24 protein-coding genes and 3 pseudogenes are annotated in these 24,892 nt (G+C 50.6%); 9 read left to right on the forward strand and 18 right to left on the reverse strand.

Annotation, left to right across the window (positions count from 1 at the left end):
* Window positions 1-4: 4 nt before the first annotated feature.
* From dsbI to FDX03_RS13680, 3 genes are read right to left on the reverse strand one after another with little or no spacing between them, the layout of a single operon-like run.
* Entirely contained in the window at window positions 5-682 is a 678-nt protein-coding gene (gene dsbI, locus FDX03_RS13670; protein WP_115601457.1) for a protein-disulfide oxidoreductase DsbI, read from the reverse strand.
* Between the two features lie 14 nt (window positions 683-696).
* Window positions 697-1,365 (reverse strand): thiol:disulfide interchange protein DsbA/DsbL, encoded by a 669-nt coding sequence (locus FDX03_RS13675; protein WP_137346064.1) that lies wholly within the window; start codon window positions 1,363-1,365, stop codon window positions 697-699.
* A 23-nt stretch (window positions 1,366-1,388) separates the two neighbouring features.
* On the reverse strand, window positions 1,389-3,185 hold the full coding sequence (locus tag FDX03_RS13680; protein ID WP_115642830.1) for an aryl-sulfate sulfotransferase: 1,797 nt from the start codon (window positions 3,183-3,185) through the stop codon (window positions 1,389-1,391).
* Window positions 3,186-3,579: 394 nt separating this feature from the next.
* On the opposite strand from FDX03_RS13680, the gene FDX03_RS22735 reads away from it, so the two are divergent.
* Entirely contained in the window at window positions 3,580-3,756 is a 177-nt protein-coding gene (locus FDX03_RS22735; RefSeq protein WP_071887388.1) for a hypothetical protein, read from the forward strand.
* A gap of 65 nt (window positions 3,757-3,821) precedes the next feature.
* Here the strand turns inward: FDX03_RS22735 and zupT are convergent, their stop codons facing one another.
* Complete coding sequence (zupT, locus tag FDX03_RS13685; RefSeq protein ID WP_003024600.1) at window positions 3,822-4,595, reverse strand: zinc transporter ZupT; 774 nt, start codon at window positions 4,593-4,595, stop codon at window positions 3,822-3,824.
* A gap of 147 nt (window positions 4,596-4,742) precedes the next feature.
* Between zupT and ygiD the strand changes: the two genes are divergently transcribed.
* Window positions 4,743-5,531 (forward strand): 4,5-DOPA dioxygenase extradiol, encoded by a 789-nt coding sequence (gene ygiD, locus FDX03_RS13690; RefSeq protein ID WP_105242194.1) that lies wholly within the window; start codon window positions 4,743-4,745, stop codon window positions 5,529-5,531.
* A 43-nt stretch (window positions 5,532-5,574) separates the two neighbouring features.
* Here the strand turns inward: ygiD and FDX03_RS13695 are convergent, their stop codons facing one another.
* From FDX03_RS13695 to tolC, 3 genes are all read right to left on the reverse strand, one after another.
* A complete protein-coding gene (locus tag FDX03_RS13695; protein ID WP_048213241.1) occupies window positions 5,575-6,735 on the reverse strand; it encodes a glutathionylspermidine synthase family protein in 1,161 nt (386 codons plus the stop codon).
* 5 nt (window positions 6,736-6,740) lie between these two features.
* Window positions 6,741-7,418, reverse strand: coding sequence for a DUF1190 family protein (locus FDX03_RS13700; RefSeq protein ID WP_137346065.1), 678 nt, complete (start codon window positions 7,416-7,418; stop codon window positions 6,741-6,743).
* 157 nt (window positions 7,419-7,575) lie between these two features.
* Entirely contained in the window at window positions 7,576-9,057 is a 1,482-nt protein-coding gene (gene tolC / locus FDX03_RS13705; protein ID WP_086523458.1) for an outer membrane channel protein TolC, read from the reverse strand.
* 199 nt (window positions 9,058-9,256) lie between these two features.
* Here tolC and nudF point away from each other — a divergent pair, with 199 nt between their 5' ends.
* The 5 genes from nudF to parE are packed head-to-tail and all read left to right on the forward strand — an operon-like array spanning window position 9,257 to window position 13,662.
* Complete coding sequence (nudF, locus tag FDX03_RS13710; RefSeq protein ID WP_040233966.1) at window positions 9,257-9,889, forward strand: ADP-ribose diphosphatase; 633 nt, start codon at window positions 9,257-9,259, stop codon at window positions 9,887-9,889.
* Window positions 9,886-10,308: a DUF1249 family protein gene (locus FDX03_RS13715; RefSeq protein WP_005123087.1), complete on the forward strand. Its 423-nt coding sequence runs from the start codon at window positions 9,886-9,888 to the stop codon at window positions 10,306-10,308. The genes nudF and FDX03_RS13715 overlap by 4 nt, the downstream gene beginning before the upstream one ends.
* A 24-nt stretch (window positions 10,309-10,332) precedes the next feature.
* Window positions 10,333-11,160, forward strand: coding sequence for a 3',5'-cyclic-AMP phosphodiesterase (cpdA, locus tag FDX03_RS13720; RefSeq protein WP_048213238.1), 828 nt, complete (start codon window positions 10,333-10,335; stop codon window positions 11,158-11,160).
* On the forward strand, window positions 11,160-11,741 hold the full coding sequence (gene yqiA / locus FDX03_RS13725) for an esterase YqiA (protein ID WP_003024575.1): 582 nt from the start codon (window positions 11,160-11,162) through the stop codon (window positions 11,739-11,741). Before cpdA ends, yqiA begins: the two co-directional genes overlap by 1 nt.
* A 28-nt stretch (window positions 11,742-11,769) precedes the next feature.
* On the forward strand, window positions 11,770-13,662 hold the full coding sequence (gene parE / locus FDX03_RS13730; protein WP_040233967.1) for a DNA topoisomerase IV subunit B: 1,893 nt from the start codon (window positions 11,770-11,772) through the stop codon (window positions 13,660-13,662).
* A 107-nt stretch (window positions 13,663-13,769) separates the two neighbouring features.
* On the opposite strand, the gene FDX03_RS13735 is transcribed toward parE, so the two are convergent.
* Together FDX03_RS13735 and FDX03_RS13740 are read right to left on the reverse strand one after the other, a co-directional pair.
* Window positions 13,770-14,084 (reverse strand): putative quinol monooxygenase, encoded by a 315-nt coding sequence (locus FDX03_RS13735; protein ID WP_003024557.1) that lies wholly within the window; start codon window positions 14,082-14,084, stop codon window positions 13,770-13,772.
* 30 nt (window positions 14,085-14,114) lie between these two features.
* On the reverse strand, window positions 14,115-14,696 hold the full coding sequence (locus tag FDX03_RS13740; RefSeq protein ID WP_101742473.1) for an NAD(P)H-dependent oxidoreductase: 582 nt from the start codon (window positions 14,694-14,696) through the stop codon (window positions 14,115-14,117).
* A 296-nt stretch (window positions 14,697-14,992) separates the two neighbouring features.
* Between FDX03_RS13740 and FDX03_RS23380 the strand changes: the two are divergent.
* Window positions 14,993-15,191: pseudogene (locus FDX03_RS23380) on the forward strand (toxin SymE, type I toxin-antitoxin system family protein); the annotation flags it as partial.
* Between the two features lie 44 nt (window positions 15,192-15,235).
* On the opposite strand, the gene FDX03_RS13750 reads toward FDX03_RS23380, so the two are convergent.
* From FDX03_RS13750 to FDX03_RS23865, 4 genes and pseudogenes are all read right to left on the reverse strand, one after another.
* Window positions 15,236-15,616, reverse strand: a complete 381-nt coding sequence (locus tag FDX03_RS13750) for a hypothetical protein (RefSeq protein ID WP_137346066.1) — start codon at window positions 15,614-15,616, stop codon at window positions 15,236-15,238.
* Between the two features lie 2 nt (window positions 15,617-15,618).
* A complete protein-coding gene (locus tag FDX03_RS23385) occupies window positions 15,619-16,689 on the reverse strand; it encodes an RHS repeat-associated core domain-containing protein (RefSeq protein ID WP_249357060.1) in 1,071 nt (356 codons plus the stop codon).
* Window positions 16,690-16,743: 54 nt separating this feature from the next.
* Complete coding sequence (locus FDX03_RS23390; RefSeq protein ID WP_249357061.1) at window positions 16,744-17,439, reverse strand: hypothetical protein; 696 nt, start codon at window positions 17,437-17,439, stop codon at window positions 16,744-16,746.
* 100 nt (window positions 17,440-17,539) lie between these two features.
* Window positions 17,540-17,709 (reverse strand): annotated as a pseudogene (locus FDX03_RS23865) (RHS repeat domain-containing protein); the annotation flags it as partial.
* A gap of 483 nt (window positions 17,710-18,192) precedes the next feature.
* On the opposite strand from FDX03_RS23865, the gene FDX03_RS13765 reads away from it, so the two are divergent.
* Window positions 18,193-18,456 (forward strand): SymE family type I addiction module toxin, encoded by a 264-nt coding sequence (locus FDX03_RS13765; protein ID WP_137346067.1) that lies wholly within the window; start codon window positions 18,193-18,195, stop codon window positions 18,454-18,456.
* 68 nt (window positions 18,457-18,524) lie between these two features.
* Here FDX03_RS13765 and FDX03_RS22835 read toward each other — a convergent pair whose 3' ends face one another.
* The 5 genes and pseudogenes from FDX03_RS22835 to FDX03_RS23405 all read right to left on the reverse strand — a co-directional run.
* Window positions 18,525-18,947, reverse strand: coding sequence for a hypothetical protein (locus tag FDX03_RS22835; RefSeq protein ID WP_212724564.1), 423 nt, complete (start codon window positions 18,945-18,947; stop codon window positions 18,525-18,527).
* Between the two features lie 357 nt (window positions 18,948-19,304).
* Window positions 19,305-19,629 (reverse strand): annotated as a pseudogene (locus FDX03_RS23830) (RHS repeat-associated core domain-containing protein); the annotation flags it as partial.
* 49 nt (window positions 19,630-19,678) lie between these two features.
* Entirely contained in the window at window positions 19,679-20,065 is a 387-nt protein-coding gene (locus tag FDX03_RS13780) for a hypothetical protein (protein ID WP_249357062.1), read from the reverse strand.
* Window positions 20,066-20,078: 13 nt separating this feature from the next.
* Window positions 20,079-24,491, reverse strand: a complete 4,413-nt coding sequence (locus FDX03_RS13785) for a PAAR-like domain-containing protein (protein ID WP_170973103.1) — start codon at window positions 24,489-24,491, stop codon at window positions 20,079-20,081.
* Window positions 24,491-24,892: DUF2169 domain-containing protein (locus tag FDX03_RS23405; protein WP_249357063.1), on the reverse strand; the 402-nt coding region annotated here is incomplete at its 5' end. The genes FDX03_RS13785 and FDX03_RS23405, both read right to left, overlap by 1 nt.

Here is a 24,892-nt window from a genome sequence, read left to right on the forward strand (position 1 = left end):
CCAATTATTTGGTTCTGGTCAGTTTTAAAGCCCAGGCTCCACTCATTATCACCAGCAGTAGTAAACATAAACCAAAGGCCAGCAAACAGGCCTGTGCCATGTTCATAAAATGCCACGGCGGGAGCAGATACCAGCCTTCAGACTGTTGGTATAGATCGATAAACCACTTTTGCGTACTGCTGAGCGCTACGCCATCGGGAACCACGGGGGCGTCATAGCCGCAATCTCCTGTGGGCTTAAACCACTCCGGAGCCCAGTTTGCCAGCGGCAAATTGAAAGGGAATATCGGATCGGTGGAACATCCCTGGACGCCAAACAGCGAGTCCGGATCCGGGTTATGTACAGCATAATGAATGCCGTTAAGTTTGATGGAGAACTTAATGCCCATGATGCTGCCATAAAATGCCGCGATGCAGCCAATAAGCTTCAGAGCAACATTTTTGGGATTTATTGCCGCGATCAATCCACCGAAAACCATCACAAGCATGGCGAAGCGAATGTAGACACACTGCTCGCAGGGAGCCATATAGAGATAGATTTGAAAGAATGAGTGCGCCAGTATTATTAACCCGCCCATCGCGCACGCCATCAGTAGCCACAGAAAGCGCCGTTCCTGCCATCTCACCAGCGTATCAACCGGCGTGGTACGTAAGTCCCGCCAAAATCCTTTTATGAAAGCCATAGCCTGGTCCCTGTTTATTTTGTCGCCAGCTCTCTGACAAGCTCAGCCATGGAGTCAATGGATTTGATACTTTTGGTGTAGATCAGGTATTTACCGTTAACGACGTAAGCCGGAACCCCCTGAATTTTGGCTACGTCGTATGCCGCTTTCCATTTCTCCAGCGTTTGCTGAACGGTGGGATCTTGCAGCGCGGCGTCAAAATCTGTCTGGCTCATGCCTGCAGCATCCAGACCTGTTTTAATGAATGCGGCCGGATCTTTACCATCTGACCAGCGCTCTTTCTTGTCGTGGTAAGCAGCGTAATAAGCGAATTTCGCTTTTTTGAACTGCGATTTGGCATCAAATAATGAAATCCCTGCGGCCTGATCTTTAGCAATCATTACTGCAAAAACTTCACTGGCCTGTTTACCATATTCCCCTTTGGTTTCCAGATGAAATGGTGTGAAGGTGACGAGATCGGCCACTTTTTCAGAAACGGGGCCAGTCACGGCTTTATCATATTTGTAACAGAACGGACAGGCGTAGCTAAATACTTTGATTAACGTTTTATCAGCATTCGGAATCGGTTGCTCTAAAACCATATAATCAGTGCCTTCTGTAAAAGCGGAGGCGGCAAACGACGTGGCAAGCGCTGCAGTTAATATCACGCTTTTAAATAATGAAGTAATCCATTTAGATGACATAATTAATCCTTAATCTAACGCGATTATTTAAATATGTGTTGTGGGCGGACCAGTAATGCACGGTAGTGAGTTTGGTTTGGCTTATCTGAAAGGACATCAATCTCAACTTTGACTTCTTTGGTCTTGTAGTCAATTTCATTAATTTTGCCAATGGTTGGTTGCCCAACGTCAAATAAATTAATTGAACCACCAAAGCCAAACATGGTGTCACGGTCTTTCTGATATTCGATAACCGAGGTGATGGGACTATAGAAGTCGTAACCGCGTTCTTTGCCGTATTCCCAGATTTGCTGAACGGTACCTTTTTTCTCGTCAATTTTATATTCGACGAAACGGGAATATTTCATCGTCGGCAATGCTGGTTGTTCGAGTCCACGACCATCGCCGTTGTCAAAGATGGTTAATGTCCCTTTGCTCGAGAGCCATGCGGTGTGCTGTGTATAAGTAAAATCGAAATCGGTGTTTTCGCACTTGCCGTTTTCGTCACATTTTAGCGCGTTGCCTTTACCATCAACCGGTTTTAACAGCTTGCTTGCCAGCGCCTTATTCCAGCCTTTCGACGGAGCGAGGATCCATTTCACCTGTTTATCGCGACCGATTTTAACGACGCCCTGATGGCGGGAAGAGATAATAATGGAGTCATCTTTGGCATCATAGGCAATGGAGTTAACGTGCGCCCAGTTACGACCTGCACCCACCCCGAGGGCGTCACCGTAAGGTGTATCTGGCTCCAGTTTCGCCTGTTGACCGGCATGAGCGAGGTCAACGTTGACGCATACCGCGCCTGCGTCCAGTGCACCCAGAAGCGCATCACGCATCGGATCGAGTATTTTTGTCAGATCCCACACGTCAACCACACGGCCGGACTTGTCTACTTCAATTATCTGATCACGGATGGTTTGCACATGGATGCCATCTTCTTTGCGATAATCGCGTTTGCCCACGCGAAGTAGCACGGTGTCGTTGATTGTTTCGATCGATTCATGCGATGCGTCAAGGAATCCGCGCGGTAGCTTATGATCGGCCAGAATCTGCCCCATCATATCGAATTCGTACCAATGCTGGCCCTGAACGGCTGTGAAGGTGCCGCGCGGCGTTTCCCGGATACCCATCAAGTAACCGCGCTTATTGATATCCATGTCATGGCCATCGTAGAAGGTATCTTGATCCAGCCACCAACGATATTCACCTTCCGTATCGACGACAAAGGTGAAGGGGGCAATGTCAAAGGGTAATGCCCCGCCCGCAGGACCCGCATCCAGGATGCCGGCATTTTTATCTTTTTCACCATGCCAGTGGAATTCCGCCCCTTGTGCAGTGAAGGTATGGGTATTCACCAGATAGAGACGGTCTTCAAAACCAGGCGCTACCTTAATCACTTTCGTTTGCTGTAAATCGGAAATTGAACGGTTATCCATGTAGTGATTAACGATGGCGGACGTTTGCACCACATAATCATCCTTCATGGCTTTGCCATTTTCTTTATATTCAACGGTGACCTTATTAGCAAACTTTTGATAAAGACCAAAAATAGGCACGCCGTCATAGGTTGCTAACGATTCTTTGCCAACAGTATAAGTAACAGGAACTCCTTTCTCGCCTTTGCCATGAACGGTGACTTTAACATCTGAGATAACGTGACTGTCTAATTCCACTAACGCGGTAAGCGGGGCGTTTCCATAAGGATCAACGACTATTGCGCCCAGTTTCCCTGCGGGTTGGGCGGGTTGAAAACCCGCGGCAAAAGAGTTTCCGACTGTTAATCCAAACGTCAGTGCCAGAGTGCCTGCGAGAAGCGTTTTTCGATATTGTATAAACATGGATATATCTCCTTATATTACCTATAAATATAATTATGCTGAATGTATTATGTTTTCATGGTGTCGATAAAATATAAAATGGCGTTACTGATTCAACTATTATGGTGAATATATTAATATTGATAAAATGTATTATTTGCAGAAATTATTTTTTATTATTTCCGATAGTATGAGTGAGATATTCTGAGAACAATATTTATTATTGCGTAGTGTGATCTTGTCGACATTGTTTTATTTTCTATAGCGAGTTTGACTATTGGCTTAGCCGCTGGTTTATATGATCGAAATCATATATTTGTTTCTGGAATATGCCACTATAGGAGTATGTCAGAATAAGCTTGTGTAAAATTTTAACGTTAAATGTTTAATGATGTTAAATGTTAAGGGTAAAAGAATGTTTATTGCCTGGTATTGGATCGTATTAATTGCATTCGTTGCATTGGGTTATTATTGCCATATGAAGCGTTATTGCCGGGCATTCCGGCAAGACAGAGACGCATTGCTCGAGGCGCGAAACAAACTCTTCCGTCGTTCTGGTGAAGATAACAGCGTGATTAAGGAACAGGAATAGTCCTTCACGTTCTGCTATGGATGAGCGGATGCTGTAAATGAGCAGGGTGGCATCCGCCCTCTGGATTATCCGATTCCCATGGACTGGAGGATGACGAGGCTTAACCCCATCACCGACATTCCGCACAGGACCCCATAGCTGGGATTATTATTTGGGTCGATCTCTTTTGCCAGTGGCATCAATTCATCGACTGACAGCGCCACCATAATTCCGGCGACCGCGGCCATAATTGCCGCCATCACCACGGGCGAAATCAAACTGCCCAGAATTAACCATGCCAGTACCCCACCTAATATTTCCGCCATTCCCGAGATCCCGGCCCAGAATATAGCGGTACGTTTGGAGCCCGTGGCTGCATAGACCGGACCTGCAACGGCTAATCCTTCAGGAATATTGTGTAATGCGACGGCAAGCGCGATACCAAAGCCCAGTTCGAGGTTGCTGCTGGCGGTAACAAAAGTTGCAATCCCTTCCGGGAAGTTGTGCAGGCTGATACCCAGAGTTAATAAAATCGCAGTACGCTTAATGGAACCGGGTAACGGTTGTGTGGTTTTTTGGACTAAATCCTGAGGGTGAGCGTGCGGCAGCAAACGATCCAGGCCAAAGTAGCCCAGCAAACCAACGATAAACATCCCGTAACCCAGCACCGGCGACATTCCCTCTGCTGCCAGTGCGGCTGGCAACATTTCCATCAGGGAGATCAGCAACATGATACCTGCGGCAAAACCCAGAGAAAACGCGAGAACGCGGTTAGAGGGTTTTTGTCCCAGCACGCCGAGAAATGCACCGATAAATGTGGCGGCGCCTGCCAGTAAGGTCAGAAGTAAAGGTACTGACATCGACAAATAAAACTCCTTATCAATCTGCTGTTCGGGGCGGATCGTCAAAATAACTGATGATCTTCATCATGGTTATCTGAGTTCTTCATCAACCGAAAAAGCGTATTGTGGTGATATCAAAATGACTCCCTCAGTAAGGATATCATCATGTCTTCAACTCGTATGCCAGCATTGTTTTTGGGACACGGCAGCCCAATGAATGTTCTGGAAGATAACGTTTATACCCGTGCCTGGCAGCAACTGGGGGAAACGTTGCCGCGCCCGAAAGCGATTGTTGTGGTATCGGCACACTGGTTTACACGCGGTACTGGCGTAACCGCGATGGAAGCACCTAAAACTATCCACGATTTTGGTGGTTTCCCGCAGGCACTGTATGACACGCATTATCCGGCCCCGGGCTCGCCAGAACTGGCACAGCATCTGGTTGACTTGCTTGCTCCTGTGCCCGTCGCCTTAGACAAAGAAGCGTGGGGTTTTGACCACGGTTCATGGGGTGTGCTAATCAAGATGTACCCGAACGCAGATATCCCGATGGTGCAGTTGAGTGTCGATAGCACCAAACCTGCGGCGTGGCATTTTGAAATGGGCCGTAAGCTGGCAGCGTTGCGCGATGAAGGCATTATGCTGGTGGCCAGTGGCAACGTAGTGCATAACCTGCGTACAGCACGCTGGCATGGTGAGAATACACCATACCCGTGGGCGACCTCATTTAACGATTATGTTAAAGCCAACCTGACATGGCAGGGACCGGTTGAACAGCACCCGCTGGTTAACTATATGGATCATGAAGGCGGATCGCTGTCGAACCCAACGGCGGATCACTATCTGCCGCTGCTGTATGTCCTCGGCGCGTGGGATGGCAAAGAGCCGGTGACGATTCCTGTTGATGGGATTGAGATGGGTAGCCTGAGTATGTTGTCAGTGCAGGTGGGATAAAAACGTAGGCCCGGTAAGCATTAGCGATACCGGGCACAACGAATTACTCGACAAAAATATGCGGATAGAAGCGTGAGAGATCCTGGGTGATCAACGCTCTGTCTTCGCGAATGCCGATCCCGGCAGGTTGATCGTTAATCAGCCAGCTGCCGATCAGCATATAGCTGTCGCCAAACTTCGGTAGCTGATGGAACTGCTGCACGATCATGCCTTCTTCACCGTATGGCCCTTCCACGGCTTCGATCGTTTTACCGTTCTCAATGATGGAAACGTTAGCGCCTTCACGCGAGAAGATCGGTTTCACGACAAACTTATCCATCTGCGGATAGTCGTCTTCGGCGAAGTACGCCGGTAGAAGATTCGGATGGTTCGGGAACATTTCCCACAGCAGCGGTAACAACGCTTTGTTGGAGATAATGCTTTTCCAGGCCGGTTCCAGCCAGCGGACGCCAGCGTCTTCCAGCTTGGTGGAGAACATTTCACGCAGCATAAACTCCCACGGATAGAGCTTGAACAGATTGGCGATCACCTGGTCCTGCATGTCCGTGAACTGACCTTTTTCACCGAGCCCGATATCCTCGACATAGAGAAATTCAGTGGCAATTTCAGCCTCAGCCGCGCAATCCTGCAAATACTGGATCGTTCCACGATCTTCGACCGTATCGCGACAGCAGGTCAGGTGCAGCAACTGAAAACCGTACTGCTCGCGCAGCGCAGTGAAACGTTCGATCAGCTTTTCCTGCAGGCTGTTGAACTGATCGCTGCCTTCCGGCAGGTTGCCCGCATTAAGCTGATCTTCCAGCCAGATCCACTGGAAAAAGGCGGCTTCGTACAATGAGGTTGGCGTATCGGCGTTGTTTTCTAAAAGCTTAGGTTCACCGGTACCGTCCCACGCCAGATCGAGACGGGAATAGAGCGACGGTTGCTGTGTCAGCCAGGACTGGCGGACAAAGCCCCAGGTATGCTTTGGAATGCGAAACTTGGTCATCAGCTCATCGCTGGCAATGACCTTTTCCACCACTTTGAGGCACATCTGATGCAGCTCTGCGGTGACCTCTTCCAGCTTTTCGACCTGAGCAAGCGTCAGCTTATAGTACGCGTCTTCACACCAGTACGGCTCGCCGTACATGGTGTGAAAGTTGAAACCGTATTCGGTGGCCTTATCGCGCCAGTCCGGGCGCTCAACAATACTGACTCTTTCCATGACGATCAGCCACCCATCGAACGTGTGGTGGTGCCGCTTGCGCTACGCTGCATGGTGCTCTGTTTGGCGACTGACTCACCAAATCCGCCGCGGGTTACGGTAGAGGTGGTGGCAGGTTTCGGTGCCATGGCGGTTTTTGGTACGGTCATGGTGCGGCCCGGCGTTGCTGCGCCGTAGTTTTTGCCGCTGGCGTCAGTATATTTGCCGTATGCAGGGCTGGCCGGGTTTTTCGAGCTGAACAGCGGTTGCTGAGCGCCCATTCCGCCGCCCATCAGTCGGCCCATCATATAGCCTGCCATCAGCGGCATCCAGAAGCTGCCGCTGCTTTGATTCTGCGCCTGAGCCTGGCCTTCGCCGGTCGGTGCCATGCCCGCCTGCGCAGGTGCCTGCTGGCACTGGCCTTCGCCGAATTCAGCAATACAGTCTTCACGCGTGGCGTATTTTGGCGCGGTGCGTTCAGCTTCTTTCAGCGCGTTGTTAAACGTGGTGGTGCATTCGGCGCTTTTACCCGGATTCGCCGCAGAGCAGTCGTCCGCGTTCTGATAAAGCGAAACCGTTTCGTCACTCTTTTCACAGCCCGCGAGCATAAACACTGCGGTAACTGCCAGGGCGACAGGAGTCAGGTGGCGCGCGCTCCAGCTTTTGCGGAACGAGGCATGATGTATCGATTTTGTCCGTTTCATTTTTGTCTTCCAGGACCCAGTGGTAAACACAGTAAATAATGCTCAGGATAGAGGATGACTGGTCGAAATTGAAGCGGGAAGAGGCGAGAATGCGCAGGAAGGGGCAGATCTTTACGTTGCCTTACGTTCAGACGGGGCCGAAGCCCCGTCTACAGCATCAATTACGGAACGGGTTGTTGCCGTTACTGCTGCTGGTTGTACGTGCTGTTGCCGGTTTGACCGCTGGTGCCGCACTGTTGGCAGTATAACCATCTGCTGCGGCGTCTTGCTGGGTGTTTTCCGGCGCAACGGCGTCAGGCGCGGTGGAAATAGGTTTACCCAGCGTATTGTTCAACGCCACCAGATCCTGCTCGTTAAGCGTACCGAGCGCAGACTTGATGTTTAACTGGTTGATCAGATAGGTATAACGCGCATTTGCCAACTGCTGCTTAGCGTTGTACAGCGTGGTAGTAGCATCCAACACGTCCACAATGGTACGTGTACCTACAGAATAGCCGGCTTCCATCGCATCCAGGGAGCTTTGGGCAGAGACAACCGCTTGTTTGTACGCATTAATGCTACTGATAGACGCATTAATGTTGTTGAATGATGAACGAACGGTCTGTACTACGCTGCGGTGCGCGCTTTCCAGTTGTTCACTGGCGCCAACAAAGTTGTACTGCGCTTGTTTCACCTGCGAATTAACCATCCCGCCCTGGTACAGCGGCAGCGAGAAGTTCAGACCAATTTTATTCTGGCCCTGGTTGCTGTCGTCATACTGAGAGGTGTTAGTTTTAGAACCACTGTAAGAGGTATCAGAAACACCAGTAGAGGCGGTTAAACCCAGCGTCGGCAGATGACCGTCCTGTGCCAGACGAATTTGCTCACGCGCCAGATCCTGGCTTAAACGTGCCTGCAATAACGTCAGATTGCGGTTTTCTGCTTCTTTCAGCAGCGAATTTACCGCCTGCGGTTTGTTGGTTTTAAAGCCATCAACATTCAGCGAAGCCAGTTCCGGGTAGTAATTGCCGGTGACCTGACGCAGCTGTTCAACGGCGTTGTCCAGGTTGTTACGCGCGGTAACTTCATTTGCCAACACGGTATCGTACTGTGAACGGGCGTTCTGTACGTCAGTGATGGCGACCAGGCCAACGTTAAAACGCTGGGTCGTCTGATCCAACTGACGATAAACGGCGTCTTTTTGTGCCTGGGTATAAGAGAGCACGTCAATCGCGTTCAATACGTTAAAATAAGCCGTGGCAGTATTCAGGATCAGCGTTTGCTGATCGGTCTGATACGTTACGTCCTGGATGCCCGCTGATTTTTCTTGCAGCGTCAGGGCACGCCATTTTGACATATCGAACAGAGTCTGAGTCAGGCTTAACGAAGCACTGGTCGCGTTGGAGTTGACGCCATTGGCATCACGAAAGCCATTGCTGTAGGTGTAATCGGCACCTAAGCCCAGTTGCGGCAGTAAAGGACTACGCGCTTCGTTAATTTTTTCGAATGCAGCATCGCGATCGGCGGCGGATTTACGCAATTCCGGGTTGCTCAGGCGTGCTTGCTGATAAACCTGCATCAGGTTTTCTGCCTGGCTCAGAGTACTGAACCCCGACAGGCTCAGGCCGATAAGGATGGGGAGCAATTTCTTCATTTGCATTCCTTGTTGTGAAGCAGTATTTAGCGCTGATCAAATTGTAAAAATAATTGCTGATTCTAGCAGAATCCGCCACTTCAAAAAGTTGGCGTTACGTGCCATACGGCGTTAATTTGCATCAATTTAACACAAGGGCGCTCAAACAGCAGTCAAACGACCTTGAAATTCACATTTTAATCACTATTGGTACCAGGACAGCACAATGCGTAAACCAGACAACTTGCCAATGACATTCACTAAAAATGATGTAGAAATTATTGCACGAGAAACACTATACCGCGGTTTTTTTTCACTGGATCTTTATCGCTTCCGTCATCGCCTGTTTAACGGTGGTATGAGCGGTGAAGTGAAGCGTGAAATTTTTGAGCGCGGACACGCGGCAGTCTTGCTACCCTTTGACCCTGAGCGGGATGAAGTTGTGTTGGTCGAACAAATCCGTATCGCGGCCTATGACACCAGCGAAACGCCGTATCTACTGGAAATGGTAGCCGGAATGATTGAGGAAGGCGAAACCGTTGAAGATGTGGCTCGCCGTGAAGCAATGGAAGAAGCCGGACTGGATGTGAAGCGGACTAAGCCCGTGCTGAGTTATCTGGCAAGCCCTGGCGGCACCAGTGAGCGCCTGTCTATTTTGGTAGGTGAAGTGGACGCTTCGACCGCAAATGGTATCCACGGTCTGGCGGATGAAAACGAAGATATTCGTGTTCATGTGGTGAGTCGGGAACAGGCTTATCAATGGGTAGAAGAGGGGATAATCGACAACGCGGCTTCTGTCATCGCCTTGCAATGGTTACAGCTGCACTATCAAGAGTTAAAAACTGAGTGGAAAAAATGAAGCGTTACACACCTGACTTCCCTGAAATGATGCGCCTGTGCGAAACCAATTTTTCGCAGTTGCGCCGCCTGTTGCCACGCAATGATGCAGCCGGTGAAACAGTGAGCTATCAGGTTGCAAACGCACAATATCGATTAACGATTGTGGAATCGACCCGATACACTACGCTTGTCGCGATCGAACAGACGGCACCAGCGGTTACCTACTGGAGCCTGCCGTCGCTGACCGTGCGCCTGTATCATGATGCGAGGGTGGCTGAAGTGTGTTCAAGTCAGCAGATCTTTCGCTTCAAAGCGCGGTATGATTATCCAAATAAAAAGTTGCATCAACGCGACGAAAAGCATCAAATTAATCAGTTTTTGGCCGACTGGTTACGGTACTGTTTAGCACATGGAGCGATGGCGATTCCGGTTTATTAGCGTCGTGAAACCTAAGGACACCATTTGGAAAGCCTGTTAACCCTTCCTTTGGCTGGTGAGGCCAGAGTCAGGATCTTACAAATTACAGACACTCACCTGTTTGCCGAAAAGCATGAAACCTTACTGGGTGTGAACACCTGGGATAGCTACCAGTGCGTACTGGATGCCATACATGCAGAGTCGCCAGAGTACGATCTGATCGTTGCGACTGGGGATTTGGCGCAGGATCAATCCGCTGCGGCCTATCAGCATTTTGCTGAGGGCATCGCAAGTTTTCGTGCGCCCTGCGTTTGGTTACCAGGTAATCACGACTTTCAGCCAGCGATGTACAGCGCGCTTCAGGATGCGGGTATTTCCCCCGCCAAACGCATCTTCATCGGTGAACAGTGGCAAATATTGTTGCTCGACAGCCAGGTGTTCGGCGTCCCTCACGGTGAGTTAAGCGAATTTCAGCTTGAATGGCTGGAGCGTAAACTTGCCGATGCGCCTGAACGTAATACTTTGCTGCTTCTACATCACCATCCTCTGCCTGCGGGCTGCAGTTGGCTCGATCAACACAGTCTGCGCAATGCGGCGGAGCTCGACAACGTGCTGGTGAACTATCCGCGCGTGAAGTATCTGCTGTGCGGGCATATTCATCAGGAGCTGGATCTCGACTGGAACGGCCGCCGCCTGCTGGCGACGCCATCGACCTGCGTGCAGTTTAAGCCGCATTGTTCCAACTTCACGTTAGATACCATCAGCCCCGGCTGGCGGACGCTGGAACTCTTTGCCGACGGTACGTTACAGACCCAGGTGTGTCGTCTACAGGGTAATCGGTTCCACCCTGATACCGCTTCAGAAGGCTACTGATGTCTACGCTTCTCTATCTTCACGGATTTAACAGTTCTCCTCGCTCGGCGAAGGCATGTCTGCTAAAAAACTGGCTGGCGGAGCACCATCCGCACGTTGAGATGATTGTACCGCAGTTACCTCCGTATCCAGCCCAGGCGGCAGAGATGCTGGAGTCAATTATCCTTGAGCATGGCGGCGAGTCGCTGGGGATTGTCGGCTCGTCATTAGGAGGCTATTACGCCACCTGGCTGTCGCAATGTTTTATGCTGCCAGCGGTGGTCGTGAACCCTGCCGTGCGGCCTTACGAACTGCTGGTCGACTATCTCGGTCAGAACGAGAACCCCTACACGGGGCAGCAATATGTGCTAGAGTCACGCCATATTTACGATCTTAAAGTCATGCAGATTGACCCGCTGGAAGCGCCGGATTTGATTTGGCTGCTTCAACAAACGGGCGATGAAGTGTTGGACTACCGCCAGGCGGTGGCGTATTACGCCTCCTGCCGTCAGACAGTTATTGAGGGCGGAAACCACGCATTCACGGGCTTCGAAGATTATTTCAACCCGATTGTCGATTTCCTTGGACTGCACAGTTTCTGACGATCAATTCGAATTGCTAATTTAAACCATGACGCAAACTTATAACGCTGATGCCATTGAGGTACTCACTGGGCTTGAGCCGGTACGCCGTCGCCCTGGGATGTACACTGACACGACCCGTCCTAACCATCTTGGACAGGAAGTGATTGATAACAGTGTGGATGAAGCACTGGCGGGCCACGCGAAACGCGTGGACGTGATCTTACATGCCGACCAGTCTCTGGAAGTCATTGACGACGGACGCGGCATGCCGGTGGATATTCACCCAGAAGAAGGCGTTCCGGCGGTCGAGCTGATCCTCTGTCGTCTGCACGCGGGCGGCAAGTTCTCCAACAAGAACTACCAGTTCTCCGGTGGTCTGCACGGTGTCGGTATCTCCGTTGTTAACGCCCTGTCCAAACGTGTGGAAGTGAACGTACGCCGCGACGGGCAGGTATACAACATCGCGTTTGAAAACGGTGACAAAGTGCAGGATCTGCAGGTGGTCGGTACTTGTGGTAAACGCAATACCGGTACCAGCGTACACTTCTGGCCGGATGAAACCTTCTTTGACAGCCCGCGTTTCTCTGTTTCTCGCTTAACGCACGTACTGAAAGCCAAAGCGGTGCTGTGTCCGGGCGTAGAGATCACCTTTAAAGATGAAGTTAACAACAGCGAGCAGCGCTGGTGCTACCAGGACGGTCTGAATGACTACCTGAGCGAAGCCGTAAACGGTCTGCCAACGCTGCCGGAAAAACCGTTTATCGGTAATTTCAGCGGTGAAACAGAAACCGTAGACTGGGCGCTGCTCTGGCTGCCGGAAGGCGGTGAATTACTGACTGAAAGTTATGTCAACCTGATCCCAACCATGCAGGGTGGTACGCATGTTAACGGCCTGCGTCAGGGACTGCTGGACGCGATGCGTGAATTCTGCGAGTACCGTAATATTCTGCCGCGCGGCGTGAAGCTGTCAGCAGAAGATATCTGGGATCGTTGCGCCTATGTGCTGTCGGTAAAAATGCAGGATCCACAGTTTGCCGGACAGACCAAAGAGCGTCTTTCTTCACGTCAGTGTGCGGCATTCGTTTCTGGCGTAGTGAAAGATGCCTTTAGCCTGTGGCTGAACCAGAACGTGCAGTCAGCCGAGCTGCTGGCGGAAATGGCGATTTCCAGCGCACAGCGTCGTTTGCGTGCGGCGAAAAAAGTGGTACGCAAAAAGCTGACCAGCGGTCCGGCGCTACCGGGGAAACTGGCGGACTGTACCGCACAGGATCTCAATCGCACCGAACTGTTCCTCGTCGAAGGTGACTCGGCGGGCGGATCGGCCAAGCAGGCGCGCGATCGTGAATTCCAGGCGATCATGCCGCTCAAAGGTAAGATCCTCAATACCTGGGAGGTTTCTTCTGATGAAGTGCTGGCCTCGCAGGAAGTGCATGATATTTCGGTAGCGATCGGCATCGATCCGGACAGTGATGATCTGAGCCAACTGCGCTATGGCAAGATCTGTATTCTGGCGGATGCGGACTCCGATGGTCTGCACATCGCTACGCTGCTGTGCGCGCTGTTTGTGAAACACTTCCGTACGCTGGTGAAACACGGTCACGTCTATGTGGCGCTGCCGCCGTTGTATCGTATCGATCTCGGCAAAGAGGTGTATTACGCACTAACAGAAGAAGAAAAAGCGGGCGTGCTGGAGCAGTTAAAGCGCAAGAAAGGCAAGCCGAACGTCCAGCGCTTTAAAGGTCTGGGTGAAATGAACCCGATGCAGTTACGTGAAACGACGCTGGACCCCAATACGCGTCGCCTGGTGCAGCTCATCATTGATGATGAGGACGATCAGCGTACGAATGCGGTGATGGATATGCTGCTGGCCAAGAAACGTTCAGAGGATCGTCGTAACTGGTTGCAAGAGAAAGGTGACCTGGCGGATCTCGAAGGCTAATTGCATGTAGAAAAGCCGGAGAGGGGCGTAAAATGCCTTATCCGGCTCTCATCTGACGAAGCGATTATATGCCGGATAGCAAAGCCTCATCCGGCAAATCGACAACCTTAAATACCCGACTCCAGAATACGGATATTCATGTCCAGCACGTCGCCTTTCACGGCTTCGCTGTAGGCTTTCATATGCGGGGTCTGCAAATGCGCTTCAAGGTGCGCAATGCTTTCCCACTGTTCAACCATCACGATTGAGTCTGGTGCTGTGGTCTGAAAACTCACACCTGCTGCATGATCGACCATTGGCGCATAGCCGTGGCAGCCTTCTTCTTTCAGTACGGTCGGAACGATTTTAGCAAACTGATCCAGTACCGCCTGGCGGTGATGTTGACCTGGACGTGTACGGATTTCTGCAATAACGGTAAGCATGGTTAACTCCTTCTAATTCCAGGTGACTAGTTAACCAAAAATCTCGGTCAGATGCTCGCGATATTCTGCGATATAACGCGGGACGTCCGGCATTTTAATCACGTCATTGGTGATAAAGGTCGGCAGCGCTTCCATTCCCAGGAACTGGTTTGCTTTATGGAACGGGAGATAGACGCCATCAACACCAACGCCATGGAAGAACTGGTCTTTTTCAGTGAAAGCTTCCATCGGTGCGTTCCAGGTCAGGGACAGCATGTATTTTTTGCCCTGAATCAGCCCGCCTGAGCCATATTTTTTAGAGGCATCTGAACGTGTGCGGCCATCGCTGGCGTACAGCGTGCCGTGACCTTCGGTAAACACATCATCGATGTATTTTTTCACGGTCCACGGTGCGCCCATCCACCAGCCAGGCATTTGCCAGATAACCGCATCGGCCCAGACAAAATTCTGCACTTCTGTTTTTACGTCATAATCGCTGTCCGCGCGTACGACTTTAACATCATGCCCGAGGTCGCGCAGGATACCGTCCGCGACCTCGGTCAGGGTGTCGTTTAACTGACCGTTAGAGTGGCCGAATTTTTTCGCACCATTGATAATCAGAATGTTGCTCATTTTGTGTCCTCAAGGAAATACGTTTGAGGACGATTTTACCCCCACGGGTGGTGCGGTGAAATTAGCAAAATGTGCAAAGTCTTTTGCGCTTATAGCAATAATTTTTTTAGCAGTGAGCAATCAGCTAATACTTAGCCAAATATAGAGCATATTCTTGCAGCCCCAGGCTTTAACTTACAGGAAATTGGCTGGAAGAAGTCGGTTTTGCAGCTCTTTGAGCTGCGTTGTTACGGCTGGCCAATTTGTCATCACGATCAAAACCTCTCATTACCCGTTACTCACAAATCTCCTACCAGCACCTTAAGGGCTACTACCAGGCAGAAGCGGGATTTGACGCCGGGCGCAGCATGACCGTGAAGATCTCGGAGGGATGCCTGATCATCATCGCCGACAATGACGAAGTGCAGGAACTGCGGGAAGAACTTTATAAGGTAAAACAGGTAGTTAAGGGGATTAAATAGGCGGTTGTTTAGTGTGCTGAACCATATTGAATAATAAAAAACCGGGAAGGCCTTCTGATCTTCCCGGTTTTTTATCATTCATGCAAAATATAAATGAATTTGTTCCTCATCTACATAAAAGACATATTCCAGTTCATTATGAAAAGCAGGTGATATCAAAAAACTCCTTACGTCATTTATAGTGCGTGACTCATTTAAAAAAGAAATTAAATCGTCCTTTTTTGAAATAAATACACGACCTTTAAATATCTTGCGCTTCCCTTTTCTGATAATGAAATTATGTGCAATATAATAATCACTAAAAAAAAATTCATCATATAATTCATTTAGACTATCAAATGAATGTTTAATTGCTCCTGTCTCAATAATATTTAACATTTTCAAAAAGACAAACTCCTCTTCCTCACCCGAAGGAAGGTTCTGTTTCACAAGGGAATTAAACAAATATTCATTTTTCATGATTAATTAGGTATGTCATAAAATATATGGCCATCCGTCCCGTTATTGTACCATTTAATATGAGGTGAATCGCCAAATCCACCTTCCGGCCCCATATGCTGTTCATATCCTTTAGGATATTTAGGAACGCCATCAGGACGAGCACTTTGTGTATGTGCTTTATAACGATTCATATTACCTTGTGCTTCTTGTAAGAAAGCTTTGGCATCAGTGCTGGATTGAACTTTTACCTGGAATTTCTCGCCTCTGGATAAAGCAGCCTGCATGTCCTTAATAGCCTGATTCCACGCTTTAGAACCACGAACTAACGGATTCATTTCCGATGCCTTACCGGAAAGTTTACCGCTATAAGATGACTTACAGGACAGACCTAACGGATCAATCCAACTCAATGGATTCGGTACGTAAGCGTAGCTGTTTAACCCACCTCTTAGCCCCACCGGATCCGAACACAGATACTGCCCTGTCCCGCAATCATAGTACCGGAAGCGATTATAGTACAGCCCCGATTCCTCATCCTCATACTGCCCCGGAAAACGTAATCGGCAGGAGGGGATATTTTCTTTGTTCCCGCTTTCCTCCCGGCCCCAGAGCTGCTGTTTACCCTGCCAGATGATCGTGCCATCCTCGGTCACCAGCTCCTGAACCCGCCCTACGGTGTCCGTCACTGCGTAGTGTAGTTGTCCTTTCTCATATCGCGCCAGCGGGGTAAAGCTGCCCGGTTCGCATATCCAGCGAATGGCGTTTTCATGGACCGGAGTGCCGTCCGGGCTGACCGGAATTTCTTCGGTTAACTGGTCACCGTTCCAGTGAAAATCCATACCCGGCTTGTCGCGGTTGATACAGCGTTTGCTAATGCGTCTGCCAAACGGGTCGTATTTATATTCCCACCGTTCACCTTCCGGCGCCTCCAGCCCGGTAAGCTGGCTGCGCGCATCCCAGCGGTAGCGCCAGAGGAGAGGGCGGTAACCTCCCTTATCAACCACTTTCTCCACCAGACGGCCGTTGATATCGTACTTCCAGGTGGTGTGTTCATCCCGGATGACTTTGACAAACTTACCGGACTCCGGCATTCCACTTTGCGGGTTTATCCGGTGCGTTGAGTGCAGCCACTCTTTGTACTCCCGCTATGTCACCCGGCCATGCTGCTGGCGCTGATGCGCCTCACTTTCCATCACTTCATTCACCCACGTCTGGCGACGGGCGATGTTGAGGTTCTGGTCGTAGGCAAAGCGTTCTTCACACATCGGCACCTGGCTGCTGCCCGTCCAGGTGGCGTGGTTAATCTGGTCGTTTGCCGTCAGGCTGTTGACCATCGTTCCCCGGTGCGAATCAGCAATCATCGTCAGGTTATACGCTTTGTCGTACAGCCACTGGCGGCGCAGGGTATTGTTACGCTGGTACTGCGGATTCAGTTCTTCCAGGTTGCCGAGTTGCTGCTCTGTCAGCATCCCCGTCGGCGTGTAACTCTGCCGCTGGTCAAATCCTGCTGTACTTGTTCTGCGTGTTTCCTGGCCGCACAGGTCGTGTTCAAAGGCCAGTGGCGTGTGGTCGGCTATCTGCCATTCTTTCAGTTCCCCCATCAGGCCACGGCTGAAACATTCCGTGATACCGGCGTTGGTGCGTTGCGTGACATAACCCTGCTGCGCATCGTACTGGTACTCAGTGCGCCTGCCGTTAAGCGTTTCTGCTGTTACCCGGCTGGTGTCGTCATATTCATACGCCACCGTGGCGTCAGCGTTTTTCGCTTCTGCGAGACGGCACAGCGTGTCATAGCGGAAGATGGTGTGGCTGAGCGTGCGGTCGCTGTCGCCGTGCGTCACAATCTCATCCGTCACCTGGTCGGTGGCGTTATAGCGGCGGTTAAGGTGCGTACCGTCCGGGAAGGTGGTGCGGATGCAGCGACCTGCGGCGTCATACTGATAGCGCAGCGTGCGCCCGGTAAAGTCGGTTTCGGCGATAAGGTGTCCGGCTTTGTCGTATTCCAGACGGTAACATTCACCTTCGGCATTGATGATGTCTGTCAGACGGGTGAGCTTATCGTAGCGGCATTCCAGCCGTTCGCCGTCAGGCCGGATAACGGCGGTAAGCAGGTCAAACGCGCCGCATTCCTTTTATATTTACCAGGCATAAACTGCCCATTTTCATCAGCATCTGCAATCTATTCTAGAGTGGTTGATGTTTCTCTATATACTTTGTACGCAGACCCACCGTGTCCGGTAGTGTCTTTAGACCACCACAAACCTGTTCTTCCATCTTTATAATATTTATCTTTAAAAGAACCGCCTTGCAAAGTAGCTGTAGTATTATCGCTATCTATTTGCCAACCAGTTAATCCAAGAGGATCAATCTACGTCAGCGGATTCGGAACGTAACTGTAGAGGTTTATTCCCCCTGCCAGCCCTATCGGGTCAACTTACGCATTCAGCCGCACACGGACATCATACTACCAGGTTCGTTCGTAAGACTTCCTATACCACCACGTCATAGTCCATACGCTACCGCCATACCCTGATAAATCCATTATTTGTACAAGATTTATTTTACTTTTAAAACATAAGGTTATCTATGAAAATATGGACCATAAAATTATCTCTGCCGGCATCTGCCACACCAACCGTAAAACCAAAGTCCCTACCCATTATTCCCATACCCCCGGTATCCACCTTAAAGGCAACTGGCTGGCTGAGGCGGGGTTTGACACCGGGCGCGGCGTGACGGTGCGGATTTCGAAGGGGTGCATCGTGTTGATCGCCGACTGCGACGAGGTGCAGGAGCTGCGCGAGCTGCTTTATCAGGTGCGGCAGGTGGTGAAGGGGGGCAAAAAAGCCGTTGTTTAGTGGGCTGAACAGCAGTGGTTAAATAGAAAATAAGCAGGGAAGATCTGAGGATCTTTCCCTGCTATTTGTTATTTTAATAAAACATCCCCAATAAATTCTATCGAATACCAGTTAACCGCTATCAAATAAGTTCCATTTTTATCTGATATAAAATATTCCATGCCATGACAATTTTCCATAAGTTTAGAAATATCCCTTGCATTATGAATTAATACAACAATATCTTTATTTATATAGTTTTGCTCAAAGAACATAAAAGCAGGAATAGATTTCATTGATAATGAAAATGTAAATTCATTATCATCAGTTGATAGTTTTGAAGCATTGTCGCCAATACTTAGATGTCCTTCAACTTTCATTGGGTTATATTTTTTTATAATAAAGGTAATATAATTTCTGGCTTCATCTTCAGCAATGACTTCAACGTTAATCCCTATTTTTTCGGCAACGGATACTAACTCTTTTACGTGGCTAAATTTATGTAATTTCATTGGTTAACGTCTCGTAGCAGGGATGGAATCAACAAAAATATGTCCCCTGGTTCTCGGTTTTCCTGGTGTTTGATAACCAACATGCGGTGAATGCGGCCCTTCACCTAAACTACCATCTGGTTTTACATTATTCCAGGCGGGTATATCCATATTTACATTGGCACCACCGGGCCCCTGCCATTCAACAGGGATCGATTTTCCATACTGATCTTTACCCCATTTGGTAACTTCAAATTGTTCTCGAGGGATTCCTGTTCTCTTGAAAGCTTCATCTAAAGCATCGCGATAAGTTTTACCAGTACCTCTTAGGTCGACGTCTTTTTGTGAATTAAATTCCCAGTTATTCCCCGTAAGATCACAACAAGCAAGACCTAAGGGATCGATCCACTTTAACGAATTAGGTACATACGAATACGGATTAACTCCCCCCCGCCAGCCCTATCGGATCCGCAGACAGATACTGCCCTGTCTCGCAATCATAGTACCGGAACCGGTTGTAGTACAGCCCTGATTCCGCATCTTCATACTGCCCCGGAAATCGTAACCGGCAGGAGGGGGCATCTTCTTTGTTCCTGCTTTCTTCCCGGCCCCAGAGCTGCTGTCTGCCACGCCAGACGATGGTGCCGTCTTTGGTCAGCAGGTCCTGAACTTGGCCAGTGATGTCCGTTATGACATAGTGCAACTCCACGATTCATGCAGGAAAGACCATTATGCTCTTCCCTGCATGAAATTTATAACGGGTAATCATCAACATGGGATGAATCGATAAAATCATCTATAGATAATTTATTTTCATCTAAGTATTTAATTAAATCATCTACAGTATTTAACTTTATATAGTCTCCAACCATATCATATGATGGATCATAATCATTTTCTATATCTGATACTAAAAAAGATGATTTTCTTAATTTAAAGGCAGCCATATCATACTCACAATAATTTGAATATGTAGAATTACCTAGCATTGCATAGTTATCTGTCCTGAATGGATAAATTGGCTTCAACTCATCCAGTAATGAAAGCTCAACCCACGTTCTATAATCAATACTATCAGATGCCACTTCAAGAAGGAGTGTTCTGCCACGTAATAGATAATCTATATTTTTATGTTTCATATAAATACCCCAATTATTCCCATGGGAAGAATATATGTATTACTTTGCCATCATGCTGATGTATCTGGAGATGAGGAAGATCTCCATCAGAATTTCCCGGCCCGTGACCTGCAACTCTGCTAGGATTTGATGAATCCATTACATCATCCCAATGATAAGTACCTGCTTTAGTTTTGTTATTTGTCAGAAAATCCATTAGGTTTTTAGTACTGGGGCCACTTTCGTCAGTCATATTTCTATATCCATCACCAACATACCGATCTAAGAATAGCTGCTCTGCATCACTTCTTGATCTGACTGTAACTTTACTTGCACCAGAATCTAATAAACGATTTGCTTTATCTGGACATACGCAAGCTAATCCCAACGGATCGATGTATTTTAGCGGATCATTAACATATCTGTAAGGGTTTATTCCACCTTTCAGCCCTGTCGGATCCGCACACAGATACTGTCCACTTTCGCAATCATAGTACCGGAACCGGTTGTAGTACAGTCCTGATTCCGCATCTTCATACTGACCCGGAAAACGCAACCGACAGGTAGGCGCATCTTCTTTGTTCCGGCTTTCTTCCCGGCCCCATAACTGCTGTCTGCCCCGCAAGACTATGGTGCCATCCTCGGTAACCAACTCTTGCACGCGGCCAACGGTGTCCGTCACCGCATAATGCAGTTGTCCTTTTTCACACCTCGCCAGCGGCGTAAAACTGCCCGGTTCGTATATCCAGCGGATGGCGTTTTCATGGTCCGGAGTGCCTCCCGGACTGACCGGGATTTCTTCGGTTAACTGGTCGCCGTTCCAGTGAAAATCCATACCCGGCTTATCGCGGTTGATGCAACGCTTGCTGATACGCCTGCCGAACGGGTCGTACTTGTATTCCCAGCGTTCGCCTTCCGGGGTCTCCAGCCCGGTAAGCTGGCTTCTTGCATCCCAGCGGTAGCGCCAGAGAAGAGGGCGGTAGCCACCCTTATCGACCACTTTTTCCACCAGGCGACCGTTGATATCATATTTCCAGGTGGTCTGTTCATCCCGGATGACTTTGACAAATTTACCGGACTCCGGCATTCCGCTGTGCGGGTTTATCCGGTGCGTCGAGTGCCGCCACTCTTTATACTCCCGCGATGTCACCCGGCCATGCTGCTGGCGCTGATGCGCTTCGCTTTCCATCACCTCATTCACCCATGTCTGGCGGCGGGCGATATTCAGGTTCTGGTCGTAGGTAAAGCGTTCTTCGCACATCGCCACCAGGCTGCTGCCCGTCCAGGTGGCGTGGTTTATCTGGTCGTTTGCCGTCAGGCTGTTGACCATCGTGCCCCGGTGGGAATCGACAGTCATCGTCAGGTTGTAGGCTCTGTCGTACAACCACTGACGGCTCAAGGTGTTGTTACGCCGGTAGTGCGGATTCAGTTCTTCCAGGTTACCGAGCTGCTGCTCCGTCAGCATCCCCGTCTGCGTGTAACTCTGCCGCTGGTCAAATCCTGCTGTACTTGTCCTGCGTGTTTCCTGACCGCACAGGTCGTGCTCAAAGGTTAGTGGCGCGTGGTCAGCTATCCGCCATTCCTTCAGTTCTCCCATGATTCCACGGCTGAAACGTTCCGTGATACCGGCGGTGGTGCGCTGTGAGACATAACCCTGCTGCGTATCATACTGGTACTCAGTCTGCCTGCCGTTGAGGGTTTCGGCAGTCACGCGGCTGGCGTCATCGTATTCATACGCTACCGTGGCATCGGCGTTTTTCGCCTCCACCAGACGGCACAGCGTGTCATAGCGGAAGATGGTGTGGCTGAGCGTGCGGTCGCTGTCGCCGTGCGTCACAATCTCATCCGTCACCTGGTCGGTGACGTTATAGCGGCGGTTAAGGTGGGTGCCGTCAGGGAAGGTGGTACGGGTGCAGCGCCCTGCGGCATCATACTGATAGTGCAGTGTGCGCCTGGTAAAATCGGTTTCGGCGATGAGCTGTCCGGCCTGGTCATACTCCAGCCGGTAATGTTCACCTTCGGCGTTGGTGATTTCTGTCAGGCGAGTGAGTTTATCGTAGCGGAATTCCAGCCGCTCGCCGTCCGGGCGGATAACCGCTGTCAACAGGTCAAACGCACCGTATTCATAACGGGTGGTTTTATCCTCACCATCAGTGAAGCTTTCCGGCAGTTTTTCGCTGTTCTGGCGCATCAGCTCGCGCACGCCGTCCGGGCGGTTAATTTCTTCCACGCTGCCCTGTGGCCCGGCGTGGTTCTTACTGTGGCGGAACTGCGTGGTGAACCCCAGCGGGTCCTGCACGCTCAGCAGACGCCCCAGAATATCCTGTTCTGTCTCTGTCACGCCGCCGTCCGGTGCGGTGGTTTTCCGTACCTGGTGCAGGGCGTCATAATCCCATTGCCAGCCAGCGCCGCCGGGCATTACCTGCCGGAGCAAATCCCCTTGCTCGCTGTAGCTGAACTGCTGTTGCCGGCCCTGTGGGTCGGTCAGGCGGACCACGCTGCCTTTGTCATCGTAATCCCACTGCCATATCTGGTCGCCCGGCGCGGCCAGCCGGGTGAGCTGTCCGGCTTCGTTATGGTCGTAATACAGGCTGTAGCCACCCGGCAGGGCAACCTGTCGGATATCGCCTTCATCGTTGTACTGGTATGCCGTGGTGCGCCCCAGCGCGTCGGTGCGGGACTGGAGCTGTGTGTTTTCCCAGACGGTGATTTCTTCCCGGCCCAGCGGGTCGAGGCTGCGGGTGACCAGACCATCTTCGTTGTACCAGTAACGCGTTTCACCGCCTTCGGCGTCGAGATAGAGGGTACATTTCTCATTGTCGTTATAGATAAAACGGTCGTTATAATAGCCTTCCGGCGTGGAAACATGGGTTACCCGTCCACTCTCATCATAGCGATAGCTGACCTGTGTTTTATCCGTATCCCGCCAGAGGGTCATAAACCCCTGTGCAGAATATTCATGCCACAGATGCGTAAACTGGAAGGTGTCACATTCCGATAAGTAGCCATTATCATCGTACTGACAGGTAACAAGACGCTGGCGATGTGGCGTCACCAGGTCAATACTGCTGAGTTGTTGCTGCTGCCAGGTGAGTGCCAGCCTGTAGCCGTCGCTGTGACGGATTTCGGTCAGCAGGCCATCAGTACGGAAAAAATCAATCCGGTTATCATGGCGGTCATACACGGCGGACAGAAGATAAATTCCGTGACCTGCCGGAGAAAAAAACTGCGTATGTTGTGAGCGACGATCAAAGATGGTGAGTTCGCTGCTCAGATTACCGGACAGCCGGTAACGCTCCTGGCGGGAGTTGACGACGTCCTGAAAAATACCGTCCTGCGGGATACGGTACCTGAGCACCACCCCTTCATGATTCGTAAAACACAGATTATCGCTTTGTAACGTCAGTGACTGAGACCAGTCATCTGACCACATTTCACCAAACAGGCCCTTTTTCTTTGTGCGTGAGCGGTAAAACCGTGACAGACTGAGGGGAATGCTCCCCGGAATGTGCAGGACATTCAGTTGCTGGATCAGACTGCCGCTCACCACGTCAACCGGATCGCTACGGCACGTCAGGAAGTCACTCTCAAACTCTTCCCCTTCTCCGGCCTTTCCTTTACGTCTTCCTTTAATGACTGCGCCATCCATGTCAGCGCCACCGGCAGTCCTCAACGAAAAGGCCATGAACAGGCTTTGTAGAGCGGTCATCAGTCCCTGATTTTCAGGGGTATTCATGGTATTAAAGGTCTCCAGCGCTTCCCCACCTGCCTGCTCTGCCATATTCTGTGCAGCTTCCGGCGTGGTGTTGTAACGGGCAGCAGCACTGAGCATTGCGCCGATAGCTGCGCTGTTCATTACGCCATCGGGTGTATGATCGGTAAAAAAATCAGTGACTGACGCCTTAATCGCTTTTGCTGTTTCGGCCATGGAGTTCGCCGCCAGTCGGCGTGACTCAGCCTCGCGTTCATAAGCACGGGAAAGCGTGTCCATGAACGTCTGCTCGTCCGCCGTTTCAGGCCTGATTGCCGGGTCAGCCTCTTTCGCCATCACACTGGCAGCAGGCGGCTGCCCGATAATCAGCCCCGTGGTATTACGGGCGTTCATCCAGAACTTATCGAAGTGACGCAGAACCGGTTTGCCACTGACTCTGAACGTCGTGCTGTGCTCCAGCGGCTCGCAGATATCCGCCACCGTGCCGCTTTTCACTCCCTTAGCCACACCCGGCTCATCGCCTTTTGTCGAGGGAACGAAACTTTGGTCGAGAACCAGTACCGGATGTCCGTTCGCTTTGACTGACGGTACAACCAGCACGGCATCACCCAGACTGGCGGTGACAGGGTAAGGGACGGGCGGCGTGGCGGGCCCCATCGGGGTTTTACAGACATCCGGCGTCAGACTGACGACTGTCCACTGCCCGTCCTGACGGGCGATATAGTTCTTCGCCATCATTGTTCTCCTGCGACGTGATAACGGGCTTCCATCACCCGGACTGACGAATTAACGGGCAACAGATAACGCCAGGTCTGTTCGACAGTCTGCGCATCTGTGTCAATGAGCAGCGTGTCGGTCCACATCAACTGCGGAATACACTCCCCGGAGTCCATCCGCAGCAGAATGCCGGCCCGACTGGCGGGTAATGTAAAAGTGATATCGCCCTCAGGATGAAGGCCACTCAGGACGAACGTTGTTCCGGGGCGGGGGAAAGGAATTTGCTGGTCATGGGGAGCGGCGTTCCAGTAGCGGAAATTAAAATCCTCCGGCAGGTCCGGATGGCGGTTTTCCAGCCATTCCTGACTGTAAGTCCCGGCCAGCGGCAGGCGGGGGAGCCAGGTGCGGCCGGTGGCACC

Origin of the sequence: Citrobacter sp. wls827 (assembly GCF_005280875.1) — a bacterium.
Classification (GTDB): Bacteria; Pseudomonadota; Gammaproteobacteria; order Enterobacterales; family Enterobacteriaceae; genus Citrobacter; species Citrobacter youngae.

What these genes read in the sequence shown, in the direction of transcription:
- dsbI (WP_115601457.1), bottom strand. Translation starts at nt 682, where the DNA reads ATGGCTTTCATAAAAGGATTTTGGCGGGACTTACGTACCACGCCGGTT.
- FDX03_RS13675 (WP_137346064.1), bottom strand. Translation starts at nt 1,365, where the DNA reads ATGTCATCTAAATGGATTACTTCATTATTTAAAAGCGTGATATTAACT.
- FDX03_RS13680 (WP_115642830.1), bottom strand. Translation starts at nt 3,185, where the DNA reads ATGTTTATACAATATCGAAAAACGCTTCTCGCAGGCACTCTGGCACTG.
- FDX03_RS22735 (WP_071887388.1), top strand. Translation starts at nt 3,580, where the DNA reads ATGTTTATTGCCTGGTATTGGATCGTATTAATTGCATTCGTTGCATTG.
- zupT (WP_003024600.1), bottom strand. Translation starts at nt 4,595, where the DNA reads ATGTCAGTACCTTTACTTCTGACCTTACTGGCAGGCGCCGCCACATTT.
- ygiD (WP_105242194.1), top strand. Translation starts at nt 4,743, where the DNA reads ATGTCTTCAACTCGTATGCCAGCATTGTTTTTGGGACACGGCAGCCCA.
- FDX03_RS13695 (WP_048213241.1), bottom strand. Translation starts at nt 6,735, where the DNA reads ATGGAAAGAGTCAGTATTGTTGAGCGCCCGGACTGGCGCGATAAGGCC.
- FDX03_RS13700 (WP_137346065.1), bottom strand. Translation starts at nt 7,418, where the DNA reads ATGAAACGGACAAAATCGATACATCATGCCTCGTTCCGCAAAAGCTGG.
- tolC (WP_086523458.1), bottom strand. Translation starts at nt 9,057, where the DNA reads ATGCAAATGAAGAAATTGCTCCCCATCCTTATCGGCCTGAGCCTGTCG.
- nudF (WP_040233966.1), top strand. Translation starts at nt 9,257, where the DNA reads ATGCGTAAACCAGACAACTTGCCAATGACATTCACTAAAAATGATGTA.
- FDX03_RS13715 (WP_005123087.1), top strand. Translation starts at nt 9,886, where the DNA reads ATGAAGCGTTACACACCTGACTTCCCTGAAATGATGCGCCTGTGCGAA.
- yqiA (WP_003024575.1), top strand. Translation starts at nt 11,160, where the DNA reads ATGTCTACGCTTCTCTATCTTCACGGATTTAACAGTTCTCCTCGCTCG.
- parE (WP_040233967.1), top strand. Translation starts at nt 11,770, where the DNA reads ATGACGCAAACTTATAACGCTGATGCCATTGAGGTACTCACTGGGCTT.
- FDX03_RS13735 (WP_003024557.1), bottom strand. Translation starts at nt 14,084, where the DNA reads ATGCTTACCGTTATTGCAGAAATCCGTACACGTCCAGGTCAACATCAC.
- FDX03_RS13740 (WP_101742473.1), bottom strand. Translation starts at nt 14,696, where the DNA reads ATGAGCAACATTCTGATTATCAATGGTGCGAAAAAATTCGGCCACTCT.
- FDX03_RS13750 (WP_137346066.1), bottom strand. Translation starts at nt 15,616, where the DNA reads ATGAAAAATGAATATTTGTTTAATTCCCTTGTGAAACAGAACCTTCCT.
- FDX03_RS23385 (WP_249357060.1), bottom strand. Translation starts at nt 16,689, where the DNA reads ATGCCGGAGTCCGGTAAGTTTGTCAAAGTCATCCGGGATGAACACACC.
- FDX03_RS13765 (WP_137346067.1), top strand. Translation starts at nt 18,193, where the DNA reads ATGGACCATAAAATTATCTCTGCCGGCATCTGCCACACCAACCGTAAA.
- FDX03_RS22835 (WP_212724564.1), bottom strand. Translation starts at nt 18,947, where the DNA reads ATGAAATTACATAAATTTAGCCACGTAAAAGAGTTAGTATCCGTTGCC.
- FDX03_RS13780 (WP_249357062.1), bottom strand. Translation starts at nt 20,065, where the DNA reads ATGAAACATAAAAATATAGATTATCTATTACGTGGCAGAACACTCCTT.
- FDX03_RS13785 (WP_170973103.1), bottom strand. Translation starts at nt 24,491, where the DNA reads ATGGCGAAGAACTATATCGCCCGTCAGGACGGGCAGTGGACAGTCGTC.